At 53.2% G+C, this 14183-nt stretch carries 12 protein-coding genes; 4 read left to right on the top strand and 8 right to left on the bottom strand.

Features of this window, described 5'->3' with window-relative positions:
* Positions 1-15: 15 nt before the first annotated feature.
* Complete coding sequence (ppk1, locus tag CBE72_RS05905) at positions 16-2133, bottom strand: polyphosphate kinase 1 (RefSeq protein ID WP_373289213.1); 2118 nt, start codon at positions 2131-2133, stop codon at positions 16-18.
* 360 nt (positions 2134-2493) lie between these two features.
* Between ppk1 and yegD the strand changes: the two genes are divergently transcribed.
* Together yegD and CBE72_RS05895 are read left to right on the top strand one after the other, a co-directional pair.
* Positions 2494-3867: a molecular chaperone gene (yegD, locus tag CBE72_RS05900; protein WP_100142731.1), complete on the top strand. Its 1374-nt coding sequence runs from the start codon at positions 2494-2496 to the stop codon at positions 3865-3867.
* A 37-nt stretch (positions 3868-3904) separates the two neighbouring features.
* The gene (locus CBE72_RS05895; protein WP_100142730.1) at positions 3905-4393 is read left to right on the top strand and encodes a CreA family protein; all 489 of its coding nucleotides are present in this window, start codon (positions 3905-3907) and stop codon (positions 4391-4393) included.
* Between the two features lie 95 nt (positions 4394-4488).
* Here the strand turns inward: CBE72_RS05895 and CBE72_RS05890 are convergent, their stop codons facing one another.
* Entirely contained in the window at positions 4489-5838 is a 1350-nt protein-coding gene (locus tag CBE72_RS05890; protein WP_100142729.1) for a dihydroorotase, read from the bottom strand.
* A gap of 212 nt (positions 5839-6050) precedes the next feature.
* Here CBE72_RS05890 and CBE72_RS05885 point away from each other — a divergent pair, with 212 nt between their 5' ends.
* A complete protein-coding gene (locus tag CBE72_RS05885; RefSeq protein WP_025889416.1) occupies positions 6051-6935 on the top strand; it encodes a 6-carboxytetrahydropterin synthase in 885 nt (294 codons plus the stop codon).
* A gap of 203 nt (positions 6936-7138) precedes the next feature.
* Positions 7139-7981 (top strand): M23 family metallopeptidase, encoded by an 843-nt coding sequence (locus CBE72_RS05880; RefSeq protein WP_100142814.1) that lies wholly within the window; start codon positions 7139-7141, stop codon positions 7979-7981.
* A 90-nt stretch (positions 7982-8071) separates the two neighbouring features.
* Here CBE72_RS05880 and xthA read toward each other — a convergent pair whose 3' ends face one another.
* From xthA to ackA, 6 genes are all read right to left on the bottom strand, one after another.
* Entirely contained in the window at positions 8072-8884 is an 813-nt protein-coding gene (gene xthA, locus CBE72_RS05875) for an exodeoxyribonuclease III (RefSeq protein WP_100142728.1), read from the bottom strand.
* Positions 8884-9183, bottom strand: coding sequence for a YciI family protein (locus tag CBE72_RS05870; RefSeq protein WP_100142727.1), 300 nt, complete (start codon positions 9181-9183; stop codon positions 8884-8886). Before CBE72_RS05870 ends, xthA begins: the two co-directional genes overlap by 1 nt.
* A complete protein-coding gene (locus CBE72_RS05865) occupies positions 9183-9728 on the bottom strand; it encodes a septation protein A (RefSeq protein ID WP_100142726.1) in 546 nt (181 codons plus the stop codon). The genes CBE72_RS05870 and CBE72_RS05865 overlap by 1 nt, the downstream gene beginning before the upstream one ends.
* 95 nt (positions 9729-9823) lie before the next feature.
* Positions 9824-10261 carry a WYL domain-containing protein gene (locus CBE72_RS05860; RefSeq protein WP_100142725.1) on the bottom strand — a complete coding sequence of 146 codons (438 nt, stop codon included), beginning with the start codon at positions 10259-10261 and terminating at the stop codon, positions 9824-9826.
* A gap of 410 nt (positions 10262-10671) precedes the next feature.
* Entirely contained in the window at positions 10672-12813 is a 2142-nt protein-coding gene (gene pta / locus CBE72_RS05855) for a phosphate acetyltransferase (RefSeq protein WP_100142724.1), read from the bottom strand.
* A gap of 93 nt (positions 12814-12906) precedes the next feature.
* A complete protein-coding gene (gene ackA, locus CBE72_RS05850; protein ID WP_100142723.1) occupies positions 12907-14106 on the bottom strand; it encodes an acetate kinase in 1200 nt (399 codons plus the stop codon).
* Positions 14107-14183: the final 77 nt, after the last annotated feature.

Below are 14183 nucleotides of genomic sequence, written 5' to 3'. Positions count from 1 at the left end.
GTGGTCCTCATTTTGCTATTGCGTCGGTTCCTGGGGCTTGGCCAGATCCAGTTGCCGCTGTTTTTCGTAGTTGCCCAGATACTGATGTATGGCTATTTGGGATCTTACCTTACGCTTGTTGCCCCGCTTACGGTAGGGGTTAGATTGATCTTTGTTGATCACCCGCGCCTTGATGTTGTCGGCAAATTGCAGCGCCAGGGTATCGAGGATCATCTGCTTCAAACCGGGATCATATACCGGGGTGCTGACTTCAATACGGTTATCGATATTACGCCCCATCCAGTCGGCGGAGCAGAGAAAGAGTTTGTTTTCGCCGCCTGAGTGGAACAGCATCACCCGCGAGTGCTCGAGGAATCGGTCCACTATGCTGAAGACCTCAATATTGTTGCTGATCCCGGGAATATCGGGAATAAGCGCGCACATACCGCGAATAAGCAAACGGATTTTGACGCCGGCGCTGGAAGCTTCATACAGCTTTTGGATCATCGCCTCATCCACCAGATTATTGAGCTTGAGGGTGATGGCGGCCTTGATGCCGCTCTGGGCATTGATGATCTCCTGCTCGATAAGGCCGGTCAGCTTCTGGCGCGCATCATAGGGGGAGACTATCAGATGCTGGAAGTTATCCCGTCTGTAAGGGTGCTCAATCAACTCAAATACCTGTTCTATTTCGGCGGCAATTTCCTGATTGGCGGTAAACAGCGAAAGGTCGGTATACACCCTGGCCGTGCCCTCGTTGAAGTTGCCCGAGCCAATATGGCCATAGAGGCGCATTGCACCGGCTTCCTCGCGGCCGATAAGGCACATCTTGGCATGGACCTTCAAGCTTGGGATCCCATGGTGCACCTTGACACCGGCCTCGGCCAGCACCCGGCTCCACTCGATATTGGCCTGCTCATCGAAACGGGCCCTGAGTTCAATCACTGTGGTGACCTGTTTGCCGTTTTTCACCGCATCTATCAGCGACTGGATGATATGGGACTTTCTCGCCACCCGATAGAGGCTGATTTTGATGAACTTGACGGCAGGATCATAGGCCGCCTGGCGCACCAGCTCGGTAAAGTGGGAAAACTTGTGATAGGGATAATAGAGCATGATATCGCCGCGGCGAATGGCGTCAAACTTGTTGGCACAGACACTGAATCCGGCTGAGTCCAGTGCCGGAAGCTTGTCGTTTTCCAGGTATTTGCGTCCCGGATTGGGAAAGCCGATAAAGTCCTTGAAGCTGTGGTAACGGCCGCCGGGGATCAGGCACTCGGTATTGGAGATATTCAGCTGCGCCGTAAGCATACTCAGCATATGCTCCGGCATCTCTTTGTCATACACCAGACGCACCGGCTCGGCGGTGAGTCGCTTTTTCAGGCCCTTGGTGAGCTTTTCCAGTTGGCTCTGTTCCAGCTCATCGGTGAGGTCGAAGTCGGCGTCGCGGGTCAGCTTCATGGAGAAGACTTCAATCTCTTCATATTCGAAGAAGGGGGCGAATAGCTCATCGACACAGTGCCTTATTATGTTATCAAGCAAGATCAAATGCTTGCGGCGCTTTGAGGTTTCTGCCGGCAGTTGGATGAAACGCGGCACATTCTTGGTGGGCACTTCCACCAAGGCGTACTGACGCTTTTCCCGGCTGTAGAGGCACACCGCCAGATAAGTGGTGTCATCGTTGATCTGTTTAAACAGCTCGGAGCGATTGCTGAGGATCAGCGGTGCGATATGGCGTTTGAGATGATCCTTGAAATGCTTTTTCAGCCACTGGCTGTGAAAATCACTCAACTGTTTCTCATTGATAAGAAAGATGCTGTGTCTGGCCAGCTCTCGCATCAACTCGCCGTAGATAGTGTCGAAACGCTCTTGCAGTATCAATACCTTGGTTTGGATCTTGGCCATCAAATGGCGGCTGGAATTACGGCCTTCCTGCAGGGTGGATAACAGAATCGAGCGGCGCACCGCAGCAACCCTGACCCGGAAGAACTCATCCATGTTATTGGAGAATATGCCCAAAAAGCGAACCCGTTCCACCAGAGGCACCAGAGGATCGGCCGCTTCCTGCAAGACTCTTTCATTGAAAGACAGCCAGGAAAGCTCCTTATCCAGAGAAAATTTTTCGACGGACGGTAACACGCTAAGACTCCTCATTAGCAGAATCCGGGTATAGAGAAAGCCCGGCAGATATACAATAACACTCCGATATCCGCTTGTAATCAGTGAATAAAGGCCTGGGGTTATGAGTCCTTGGCCCACATTGGGATCCGGTGGCCCGGCTGGTTCAAACTAGAGTGAATTTATGTCCAGAGCATGACAAGTCTCCATTAAGTCCCCTCTAAATCATCACTAAGGGTTCGAAGAGGTCGATAAATCGCCGTTGTTCAATGGGCTTTGCATGCGGCTTATGTTATGTTGCGCTCTTTTTTCTCGGTCGGTGGACGCAGCTTTCGGGGGCTTTGTCTTGAAAGCAGCATCGAGATCACATAGAGCCCGCGAAAGCAGGAGGACGGAATGTTTGCAGGTTTTGACTATGGCAGTGCCAACTGCGCCATTGGCGTGATGGAGGAGGGCCAGACTCGGCTCTTGCCTCTGGCCGAGGATGGCAACTATATGCCGTCGACCATTTATGCCATGGAGCGGGAACTCATTTCCGAATCTGTGCTGCAGCGCTTGCCTTTGGCGGCCCAGGCTGATTTCAAACCCAAACGCGCCGCCGAGCTGAGTCGCGCCCGAACGGCGCGCCTGGAGCTGGATTTGCTTGCCAATGAGCAAGCGGTATTCATCGGCAATCAGGCGATTGAAACCTATATGGAAATGCCGGAAGAGGGCTTCTATGTTCGCTCGCCCAAGTCCTTCCTCGGCGCTTCGGGCCTGCTCAGCAATCAGATGGCACTGTTTGAAGATATCGTCACCCTGATGATGCAGGAAATTCATACCCGGGCGCAGCAGAGCCTGAAACAGGCGATTTCCCAGGTGGTGATCGGGCGGCCGGTTAACTTTCAGGGCATTGGTGGCGAGCAAAGCAACAAGCAAGCCGAGGCCATTTTGACTCTGGGGGCCCAGCGCGCCGGGTTCACCGATGTGGCTTTTCTGTATGAGCCTATGGCGGCTGCCCTTGAGTTTGAGTCGACACTCACCCGGGAGCAGCGGGTGCTGGTGGTGGATATTGGCGGCGGTACCAGCGACTGCTCCTTTGTGCGCATGGGGCCTGAGCTTAAGGACAAGAAAGATCGCAGTGACGACTGCCTGGGCCACAGTGGTCAAAGGGTAGGGGGTAACGATCTGGATATCGCTCTGGCGATGGCCGGTTTTATGCCGCACTTGGGGCTCGGCAGTGCGCTCATCACAGGCAAGCCTATGCCAAGGCAACCCTTCTGGAACGCGGTCGCCGTCAACGATGTCAGTGCCCAGCGGGAATTCTCTGCCTTGAGTAGTCGCAAGCTGATTGAAGAGCTGCAACGGGATGCCAAAGAGCAGGCGAAACTTGCGCGCTTATTAAAGGTGCAAAAAGATCAGCTGGGTTATCGTTTGGTGCGCAGTGCCGAGCAGCTTAAAATCGCCCTGAGCGACAGTAAGCAAGCCGCTATGGATATAGGTTTTGTCGAAGCGCCCAAACCGCAGCCCTTGACTGTGAATGTCGATGCCGCCACCTTTGTCGCCGCCATCGATGAATCGCTTGAAACGGTGCACAAGCTCATCACCCAAGCTTTGGCGGAAGGGGGATGTCAGCCGGATGTCATTTATCTCACCGGTGGCAGTGCCAAGAGCCCCTATATTACCGAGCAGATCCGCGCGCGCTTCCCGGATGTGGCTTTGGTCAGTGGCGATCACTTCGGCTCTGTGGTGGCCGGCTTGACCCGCTGGGCCGAGCGCCTGTACCGTTAGTCGCAATTATTGCACTTTGATTGAAAGAGGATTCTTCATGGCACTGAAAAAAACGCCACTCTTGGCCGCCTTAGTCGTGACTGCGGCGACAAGCTTGCTCGCCGGGTGCGGCGATGATGTGGGCAAGGTCAGCCTGGGCGTATTTACCACCAAAGATGTGATCATAGATGCCAAGACAGATCCCAAACTGCCCGGTGTTACCTGTCATATCAGCCGCATAGAGGCTAATCTGGATTTTGCCGACCCATCGGATATGAGTATCAGCTGTCGCCAGACAGGGCCGATAACCAAGGCGCAACTGGCCGGTATCGAACTGGGTAAGAAGGGCGAGATAGTGTTTACCGAGTCCTTGAGCATCTTGTTCAAGAGCCTCAAGGTGAGACGTATCTATGATAGTGAACACCAGACACTCCTGTATCTGTCCTATTCCACCAAAGAAACCAACGGTAGCCACAAGCACGCCTTGTCCACTGTGCCGCTGTGGGGAACCGACGCCTACGAGCCAAGGCCCCAAGCGGTAAACTGATAGGTCGAGATATAGACAAAAAAGCCTCGAAATCGAGGCTTTTTTGTCTATAGAACCCCCTAGCTAGACTGGGGGTTCCGTTCAATTGATCGCAATTAACTGCGATTAAATGTGAGGCGTTGGCCCAGGGTATTGTCGATAAAGCGACTGCCGTCAAACAGTTGCTTACCATTGACCCAAGTACCACTGATAGAGGCGGCAAACTTGTGGCCGGTAAAGGGCGACCAACCGCAGTGATAACGGGTGTTTTCCAGCGTGGCCTCGAAGGGCTTGTTGAGATCCACCAGTACCAAATCCGCCAGATAACCTTCGCGCAGATAGCCCCTGTCTTTGAGTTCAAAGCGCTCGGCCACAGCATGGCTGGTCTTTTGGACGATTTTTTCCAGGCTGAAGTGCCCCTTGGCATGCAGATCCAACAGGCTTAGCAGTGCATGTTGCACCAGCGGCAAACCGGACGGCGCCTTGAAGTAGCTGTCGGCTTGCTTCTCTTCCCAGGTGTGCGGCGCGTGATCTGTGGCGATAATGTCAATGATGTCGCGATTGACGGCATCTATCAGTGCTTGTTGATCGGCAAGGGTCTTGATCGCCGGGTTACACTTTATCTGGCTGCCGAGGCGGGCGTAGTCACTGTCGTTGAACGAAAGATGGTGTACACAGACTTCGGCGGTAATGTTGGCACCCTTGAGTTGTGCCAGTTGCTTGGCCGGCTCAAACAGATAGAGCTCGTCGGCGGTGGTCAAATGCAGTACATGCAGGCGCGCCTTGTGACGAATAGCCAGTTCGGTCGCCAGTTGAGATGACTTGAGGCAGGCTTCGCGGGAGCGGATTTCGCCGTGCAGCTCCATAGGTATGGCATCACCGTATTTTTCACGCATGGCGGCTTCATTGGCGGCTATGGTGGGGCTGTCTTCACAGTGAGTGGCAATGACCACAGGAGAGTTGGCGAAGATGCCGTCCAGAGTGGCACTGTTATCCACCAACATATTACCGGTAGAGGCGCCCATAAAGATTTTCACCCCGCAGGCCTGGTTGGGATCGAGACGTTTAATCTCTTCCAGGTTATCGTTGGTGGCGCCGAGATAGAAAGCAAAGTTGGCCAATGAACTTTGAGACGCGCGGGTATACTTGTCTTCCAGCGCCTGCAGATTGGTGGTCTGCGGATTCACATTGGGCATTTCCATAAAGCTTGTGATACCCCCGGCCACGGCGGCGCGGGATTCACTGGCGATGGTGCCCTTATTGGGGAAACCCGGCTCACGGAAATGCACCTGATCGTCGATCATCCCCGGCAGCAGGTGTTTACCCTGAGCATCTATGACCTGAGCCCCTGCCGGAGCCGTGATCTGGGAGGCAATCTGGCTGATGCGGCCGTTGTCGATCAGCAGATCCTGAGTACGGATTGTTCCTTCATTAACCAATTGGGCGTTGCAGATGAGGGTTTTCATAGGATACCTGATTAGCGTTATTAATATTGGCAGTGACTTGCGTATAATACCGGAAACTCAAGCAAAAAGCTGTGGAGCTTTTGGACAAGATCACAGACTTTTTGCGAAAGATACGTCAAGTGCCGATACTCTGGCCGGTATCGGTTCAATCGGTGCCAATATCGGCCGGCCGATAACACATGGGTGGACTGTTTATCTGCCTGGGAGCGAGAATGCAATTATTTGTCAAAGATTTAACTGTGGTTGATTTTTCTTACCTGTGCCCGTTTCGCGGCATGGTAGGCGAAAGTTGGATAGTCGATGTGCTGCTCGACGGTGGCCTGGATGAGCAAAACATGTTGCTCGACTTTTCCAAGGTCAAGCGCACCATAAAGCAAACCATAGATGAGGTGGCCGATCACCGTTTATTGGTGCCCACCGCCTGTAGCCAGGTGCGCTGGCAACAGCAGGGCGACAAGGTGTGGATGGACTTCCATAGTCTGCGCGGCAGCATTCACCTGGCTTGCCCGGCGCAGGCTTTCGCCCTTATCCCCAGCGAGATTATCGATTTTGACAGCGTTAACCAGTTTTTGCACAAGGCGCTGACAGATGCCTTGCCGGACAATGTTCAGGGTATCAGCCTGACACTTCGCAACGAGGTGCTGGAAACGCCCTATTACCATTACAGTCACGGCTTGCGTAAGCACGACGGTAACTGCCAGCGTATCGCTCACGGTCACCGCAGTCCTGTCAATGTGTTTGCCGATGGTATCGCCGCGCCCAAATGGGATGAATACTGGGCCAAACGTTGGAAAGATATCTACCTTGGCAGTGAAGAAGATGTGGTTGGTGTCAGCGAGCTTGAGCTGTCACCCCAAACCAAGATAGATGACAAGAGCCATATTGGCTTCAGATACCAGGCGCCGCAGGGGGATTTCCAGTTGGCGATGCCAAGAGACTGCTGTGATTTGATCCCCCATGACACCACGGTCGAACTGCTGGCTCATTTTATGGCCGACAGCATGGCGGGCTTTGAGCCGGGCAAACATTTTAAAGTGGTCGCCTTCGAGGGCATAGGCAAGGGCGCCATCGCATCGGCGCAGCATCAGGGTGACTGATAGATACTGCCTGGCCTGAGCCGGACCAAGAATAAAGCCAACCTAAAAGCAATCTAAAGGCATCCGCAAATAGACCGCACCCCGGGGTCTATGGGGCGGAAAGATAAAGAGGAGCAAGAGTGAAGTTCAATAACAGTAAGATGCCAATCCCATCTTTTAAGGCGCTGTCGCTGATGCTGCTGGGCACTTTGGTTGTGAGTCCTATGCTGCAGGCCGAATCCAAGTCTGAGCCCCAGCCCAACATCAAACCCGAGTCATCACGGGTGCAGTTTCAGGGCAAGTTTGAACAGGGGGCCCTGATCAGAGCCAGAACCGAGCCGGGTACTGAGGTACAGCTCAATGGCGAGAGCATCACCTTGACGCCGGATGGCCGGTTTGCCTTTGGTTTTGAGCGTGAGGCCGCGCTTGAGCAGACGTTGACACTCAACTACCCGGATGGCAGCAGCGAGAGCCGTAGCCTCAAACTCGACAAGCGGGATTATCGCATCCAGTATGTTGAGGGGATCAGCAAGAAAATCATGAAGCCGGATCCCAAGGCCCAGGAGCGCGCCGCCAAGGACAGCGCCCAGGTCAAGGCGGCCCGCAGTCATTTCAGTACCCAGCAGGCGTTTGCCGACGACTTTATCTGGCCGCTAACCGGACGAATTTCAGGGGTTTATGGCAGCCAAAGGGTCTACAACGGCAAGCCAGGCACACCGCACTATGGTGTGGATGTTGCCGCCAAAACCGGCACTGTGGTGGTGGCGCCGGCCGATGGCGTTATCAGCCTGTCGGTAGCGGACATGTTCTATTCCGGCGGCACCATGATTATCGATCACGGCTATGGCGTCAGCTCCAGCTTTTTGCACTTAAGCAAGCTCTATGTCAAAGAGGGCGATGAGGTGAAACAGGGCCAGGCGGTGGCCGAAGTGGGGGCGACAGGACGAGCCACAGGGCCACATCTGGATTGGCGGGTCAACTGGTATCAGATGCGTCTGGATCCTACCACTTTAGTGCCGCCAATGAGTCAGGTATTACAGCAAGCCAAGAGTGACGCGAAAAAGTAGCGCTTTTTCGGTGTTGTCGATAGGGAAAGATGAGAAAAACCGCCAATGGCAACAAAGCTCTGCCGTTGGCGGTTTGGCTATCTGTCTTGTTTAAACCTCTGAGAAACAGCTCCAGATAGGGGCGTGATCCGAGGGCTTGTCGATGCCGCGAAGCGCGTAATCCACATCGGCTTCCGTCAAGCGGCTTGCCAGCGACTCGGTCGCCAGGATCACATCGATACGCAGGCCACGGTTATCATCAAAGCCACGGCTGCGATAATCAAACCAGGAGTAGCGTTCGCTACGCTGTGGGTGTAACTGGCGGAAGGTATCTACCAAGCCCCAATCCAGCAGGGTTTGCAACCATTCTCGCTCTTCCGGTTGGAAGCTGCATTTACCTGTCTTCAGCCAACGCTTGGCGTTGGCATCGCCGATGCCGATATCCAGATCCAGCGGCGAAATATTGATATCCCCTATGATGGCAATATCCTGATCCGGGCTGAATGAATTTTGCAGATACTGCATCAGATCGGCGTAAAACTTACGCTTGGCCGGGTACTTGGTCTCGTGATTGATATTCTCCCCTTGAGGGAAGTAACCGTTGATCACTGTCAGCACGCGGCCGTTTTCCTGGATGAACTTTCCGGCGATAAGTCGGCGCTGGGCATCTTCATCGTCAGTTGGAAAGCCTTTTTGAACCTCGATGGGGGCCTGTTTGGACAACAGGGCCACGCCATAGTGGGCCTTGCCACCGTGGTAATGTACCTGATAACCCATGGCTTCCACTTCGGCCAGAGGGAAGGCTTCGTCGTGCACCTTGGTTTCCTGCAGCCCTATGATGTCTGGCTGGTGGCTGTCTATCAACTGCTGCAGTTGATGCAGACGGGCTCTCAATCCGTTGATGTTGAAGGAAACGATTTTCATCAGGGCAGCACTCGTTTGAAGGGTTTTACGATAACACTCTGATAAACGCCGGCGGCAACATAAGGATCGGCATTGGCCCAGGTCTGGGCGGCTTCAAGCGATTCGAACTCGGCCACCACCAAAGAGCCGCTGAATCCGGCGTCCCCTGGGTTTTCACTGTCCACGGCGGGATGTGGACCGGCCAGCATCAATCGCCCCTCATCGGCCAGCAGTTGCAGGCGTTGCAGATGGGCCGGACGAGCGGCAAGACGTTTTTCCAGACTGTTTTCAACATCTTGGGATGAGATCATATACCACATTATTTGAGTTCCTTGCGTTGCTCTTCGGGGATGTGTTTAAAGAGATAAACCACGGTTGCTATGGTGTTCAGCAGCGTCACTGCGGTCAGGCCAAAGACCTTGAAGTTGACCCAGGTTTCCTGACTCAGACTGAAGGCGACATAGATATTGATAAGGCCGCAGATAATAAAGAAACTGACCCAGTACCAGGTGACTCTGGCCCATATCTTGTCGGCGACCTTGAGTTCTTGCCCAAGCATGCCCTTGAGTACAGGCTTATTCAACAGTTGGCTGACACCCAGGCCCAAGGCGAACAGGGCATAGACTATGGTGACTTTCCATTTGATAAAGGCATCGTCGTGAAACACCAGAGTCAGGGTGCCGAATACGGCCACCATGGCGAAGGTGATGAGATGCATTTTTTCAAGCTTGCGGTACAACAGGTAGGTCACCACGAGTTGCAGTGCAGTTGCGGCTATCAAGGCGCCACTGGCGACATAGATATCGTAAAACTTATAAAAGGCGAAGAAGATGACCAGCGGCAGGAAATCCAGCAGTTGTTTCATAGTAATCAGACTGAGTGAAAATTGGCTGTGAGTGTAGCACGGCGGGCTTTGAGGGATAAACCTCTTCGGCCCTTGCGTGGGTCAGTGCACAATTATTACAAGGAACCTGAGTTGATCTTGCCGTTTTCTGGGAATATTTCGACTATGACCCAGCCTTTGCCACGTTTATGCAAGCGAATGGTTCTATCATCAATCCAGCGGCGGCCATCTTTTTGGCCGGTAAACTTGACGACAACCGTGACGTCATCAGTGAACTTACGAAAGAAATCGATATCTATCTCTTCAATCTCCAGGGTGACATCTGTCATCTGCAAATTGAGCATATAGCGTTGTACCGAAGGGGCAATATGGTAACTGCGTAGTACCTCTTTCATCGGTTCATCGACATAATGGGTGGCCTTCTCGACATCTTTATCTATGTAGATGGCCTGAAAAAATCCCAGGGCGACTTGTTCTGGAGTATCTATCGTCACTTTGGGGTCATCACTGCAGCCAAACAGGCCGATTAGAAAAATAAAAAGTAGATATCTCATAGTGTTGACTCCGATTATTGGTGCCAAACAGTATCAGTTTTTTTAACTCTGATCGCAAGCCGGTGCCTTGGGCTTGACGGGATCGGCGATCCTATGGCATATAGAAAGGCTAGTACCTGCATTCTTATCCACAGAATCTGTGGACAAGTGTGTTGAAGACTCAGTTGATGCTTTCTAACTAGTTGAATTACATGCCAGATATTGGCTGGTTATTTTTTGACGCCTGCAGTGTTCCCGCGGTAATTTATCCCTCTCCGAGTTTGAATTTACTCAAATATCGCCAGTTGTAAAAGATCGTTTGCGGTTATTTTGTTCAGTTGCTGTTGATAAAAGCAGCAGTCGGTTAATTGGGGCATAAAAAAACGCCTGTTTTGACAGGCGTTTTTCTCTAATCCCAATTTGATGGGCTATTAATCGTTCTGAGTCGCTTGAATGGCAGTCAGGGCGATGGTGTAAACAATATCATCCACCAGGGCACCGCGGGACAGATCGTTCACCGGCTTACGCATACCTTGCAGCATAGGGCCTATGCTGATCAGATCGGCGCTTCGTTGAACGGCCTTATAAGTGGTGTTACCCGTGTTGAGATCCGGGAATACAAACACAGTTGCCTTACCGGCAACCGGGCTGTCCGGCGCCTTGGAGCGAGCCACGTTAGGCATTACCGCGGCGTCGTACTGCAGTGGGCCGTCAATCACCAGATCCGGACGCTTCTCTTTGGCAATCCGGGTGGCTTCGCGCACCTTATCCACATCTGAGCCTGTCCCTGAGTCACCGGTAGAGTAGCTGATCATCGCGACTCTGGGCTCAATACCGAAGGCTTTGGCAGACTCGGCCGACTGGATAGCGATATCGGCCAACTGCTCGGCATTGGGATCCGGGTTGATGGCGCAGTCACCATATACCAGCACCTGATCCGGCATCAACATGAAGAAGATGGAAGAGACCAGGCTGGAGCCGGGCGCTGTCTTGATCAGCTGCAGTGGCGGACGAATGGTGTTGGCCGTGGTGTTAACCGCACCGGAAACGATACCGTCCACTTCATTCTGGGCCAACATCATGGTGCCCAGCACCATGTTGTCTTCCAGCTGTTCACGGGCAACTACTTCGGTCAGGCCCTTGTGACGGCGAAGATCCAGCATAGGCTCGACATAGCGCTCACGCACTTCATCGGGATCGATAATCTCGACACCCTCTCCCAGAATAACGTCCTGCTGGGCTGCGATACGCAGAATTTCATCGCGTTTGCCAAGTAGTACGCAGCGGGCAATGCCACGCTCTGCGCAGATGGCGGCAGCCTTGATGGTGCGTGGCTCATCGCCTTCAGGCAGTACTACAGTCTTGTGAGCGGCGCGGGCCAGCTCGGTAAGCTTGTAGCGGAAAGCCGGTGGCGACAGGCGGTGCTCGCGAGGCGAGTTTTCGGTGACGCTTTCAATCCAGCTCTGATCAATATGACCGGCAACGTATTCCTGTACCAGTTCAATACGCACTGCATCGTCCACAGGTACTTCGTGGTCAAAGCGTTGAATATTGAGTGAGGTCTGCCAGGTATTGGTGTCGATAAGGAACACAGGCAGGCCGGTTTCAAAGGCCTGTTCACACAGAGCCATGATCTCGGGCTCTGGTTCATAACCGCCGCTTAGCAGCAAGGCACCAATCTTGACGCCGTTCATCGCCGCCAGACAGGCCGAAACGATAACGTCGGAACGGTCACCCGAAGTCACCAGTAGCGAGTCTGCCTTGATGTGCTGCACCATGTTGGGAATAGAGCGGGCACAGAAGGTTACCTTGCGCAAACGGCGAGTGTTCATCTCACCGGCATTGATGATCCGGGCACGCAGGTGCTTGGCCAGGTCGGATGCCCGAGGGGACACCAGATCCAGGTTATAAGGCACACTGCCGAGGATCCTCAATGGGCTCTTACCCGGCAACTGGAACATGCCTGCGGTATCAGTGCGTTGTACATATTGGTGATCGAATACTTCAGACAGATCCGGACGGGCACGACCTTCATCGTCCACCGGCGCACCAATCTTGTTGATGATAGTGCCAATGAGACGCTTGTTCTTGTTGCCGCCCCAGGAGTTGAAGGCGATTTCGAGACGGTTCATCAGCCCGGTTGGGCTATCGTTGCCGGGGGTCGCGACAAAAATCACATCGGCGTCCAGCGCTTTGGCGATGGCATAGTTAACATCATCGGCAAAGGGATGGCTGCGGGTGTGCACCAAACCCTCGATGATCAGGGTTTCGGTATTATCGGCAATTTCACTGGCGCGGGCGATGATTTGCTCCATCAGTACATCTGTCTGATCGGCGCGGATCAAGGCTTCAGCGTGGGCCATTTCAAACGGCTCCAACGGGTTGACCGTGGGGGACTTGCTGAGAATGGTGGTTGAGCGCTCAGGGCCGTGGTCCTGCGGGCGCAATTGGGAAATGGGTTTAAAGAACTGCACTTTAACGCCGTGGCGTTCCAATGCGCGAACCATCCCCAGGCTGATAGACGTCAGGCCGACGCCTGTGCCTATGGGGATCAACATAATGTTACGGGACATAAAAACCTCTTCGGAGTCGATGGTTTTCCGGTAAATCTTATAAAGTCAAAAACATGAAAGCCGCCAGGTTAAGCTGGCGGCTGTTTGGTCATATTATTCTTCTATCAAACTAATAGCGTCTTCGGCGATGACCCACTCTTCATTGGTGGGAATGACCATGGCCAGAGTGCCTTCATCTTTAGTGATGATACCGCCATTGCCGAAACGGGCGGCCAGGTTGCGTTCATCATCGATCTGGAAGTTGAAGATGGACAATAGTTCCAGCACTTTCTTACGGATAATGTCGGAGTTTTCACCTATGCCGCCGGTAAAGACGACGGCATCCAGACGGCCCAATGGCACAGTGTAGGAGGCGATGTATTTTGCCAGACGATAGCAGAAGATTTCCAGTGCCAGTGTCGCACCTTTGTGACCTTCGGCATATCCTTCCTCGATACCACGGCAATCATTGGTCAGTTCACTGATCCCCAACAGGCCACTTTGCTTGTTCAGCAGGTTGTTGACCTCTTCCAGGGTGTAGCCCAACTGGTGTACCAGATGATAGATGATGGAGGGGTCGATATCGCCACAGCGGGTACCCATCACCAAACCTTCCAGTGGCGTCAGGCCCATGGAGGTATCTACGCTCTTGCCACCTTTTACAGCGGTGACGGATGCACCGTTGCCCAGATGAGCACAGATCACATTAGTGTCGGCCAATTCTTTGCCCAATACCTTGGCTGCTTCGCGGCTGACAAACAGGTGGCTGGTGCCATGCATGCCGTAACGACGAATGCCATGCTCACGGTAAAGCTTATAGGGCAGGGCGTAGACAAAGGCGCGCTCAGGCATGCTCTGGTGGAAGGCGGTGTCAAACACGGCAACCTGAGGCAAGCTTGGGAACGAGGCCATGGCGGCGCGAATACCTATCAGGTGCGCAGGGTTGTGCAATGGTGCCAGCGAGGCACAATCTTCGATACCTTTGATCACCTGATCGTCAATGATTACCGAGTGGGTGAACTTTTCACCACCGTGCACGATTCGGTGACCCACCGCCAAGATTTGTGATGCCAGTTCGGGCAGGGGAGCCAAAATCTGGTTTACAATAAACTCCACGGCTTCACGGTGCGCGGTGAATGCGCCCAGTGTGGCTTCATGCTTTTCGCCATTGTGTTTCCATTTGATGCGGGAGTTTTCCAAGCCAAAGCACTCGGCCAGACCAGAGATCTGATCATCGCCTGTGAGTGCATCCATGACTGCAAATTTCAAAGAAGAACTGCCGCAATTTAGAACCAATACCAGTTTTTTAGACATGTTAAAAACCTTTCGCCGTTTTTAATTAATAAGTTACGGGTGAACTGGACTCGCCTGTAACCTGTTTCACTGCGTTC

This window comes from Shewanella carassii (genome assembly GCF_002777975.1).
Lineage (GTDB): Bacteria > Pseudomonadota > Gammaproteobacteria > Enterobacterales > Shewanellaceae > Shewanella > Shewanella carassii.
Note: the sequence above shows the minus strand (reverse complement) of the source record. Positions and strands in the feature narration are given on the sequence as shown.

Coding starts and splice junctions, on each gene's coding strand:
- ppk1 (WP_373289213.1), bottom strand. CDS start 2,133: ATGAGGAGTCTTAGCGTGTTACCGTCCGTCGAAAAATTTTCTCTGGAT.
- yegD (WP_100142731.1), top strand. CDS start 2,494: ATGTTTGCAGGTTTTGACTATGGCAGTGCCAACTGCGCCATTGGCGTG.
- CBE72_RS05895 (WP_100142730.1), top strand. CDS start 3,905: ATGGCACTGAAAAAAACGCCACTCTTGGCCGCCTTAGTCGTGACTGCG.
- CBE72_RS05890 (WP_100142729.1), bottom strand. CDS start 5,838: ATGAAAACCCTCATCTGCAACGCCCAATTGGTTAATGAAGGAACAATC.
- CBE72_RS05885 (WP_025889416.1), top strand. CDS start 6,051: ATGCAATTATTTGTCAAAGATTTAACTGTGGTTGATTTTTCTTACCTG.
- CBE72_RS05880 (WP_100142814.1), top strand. CDS start 7,139: ATGCTGCAGGCCGAATCCAAGTCTGAGCCCCAGCCCAACATCAAACCC.
- xthA (WP_100142728.1), bottom strand. CDS start 8,884: ATGAAAATCGTTTCCTTCAACATCAACGGATTGAGAGCCCGTCTGCAT.
- CBE72_RS05870 (WP_100142727.1), bottom strand. CDS start 9,183: ATGTGGTATATGATCTCATCCCAAGATGTTGAAAACAGTCTGGAAAAA.
- CBE72_RS05865 (WP_100142726.1), bottom strand. CDS start 9,728: ATGAAACAACTGCTGGATTTCCTGCCGCTGGTCATCTTCTTCGCCTTT.
- CBE72_RS05860 (WP_100142725.1), bottom strand. CDS start 10,261: ATGAGATATCTACTTTTTATTTTTCTAATCGGCCTGTTTGGCTGCAGT.
- pta (WP_100142724.1), bottom strand. CDS start 12,813: ATGTCCCGTAACATTATGTTGATCCCCATAGGCACAGGCGTCGGCCTG.
- ackA (WP_100142723.1), bottom strand. CDS start 14,106: ATGTCTAAAAAACTGGTATTGGTTCTAAATTGCGGCAGTTCTTCTTTG.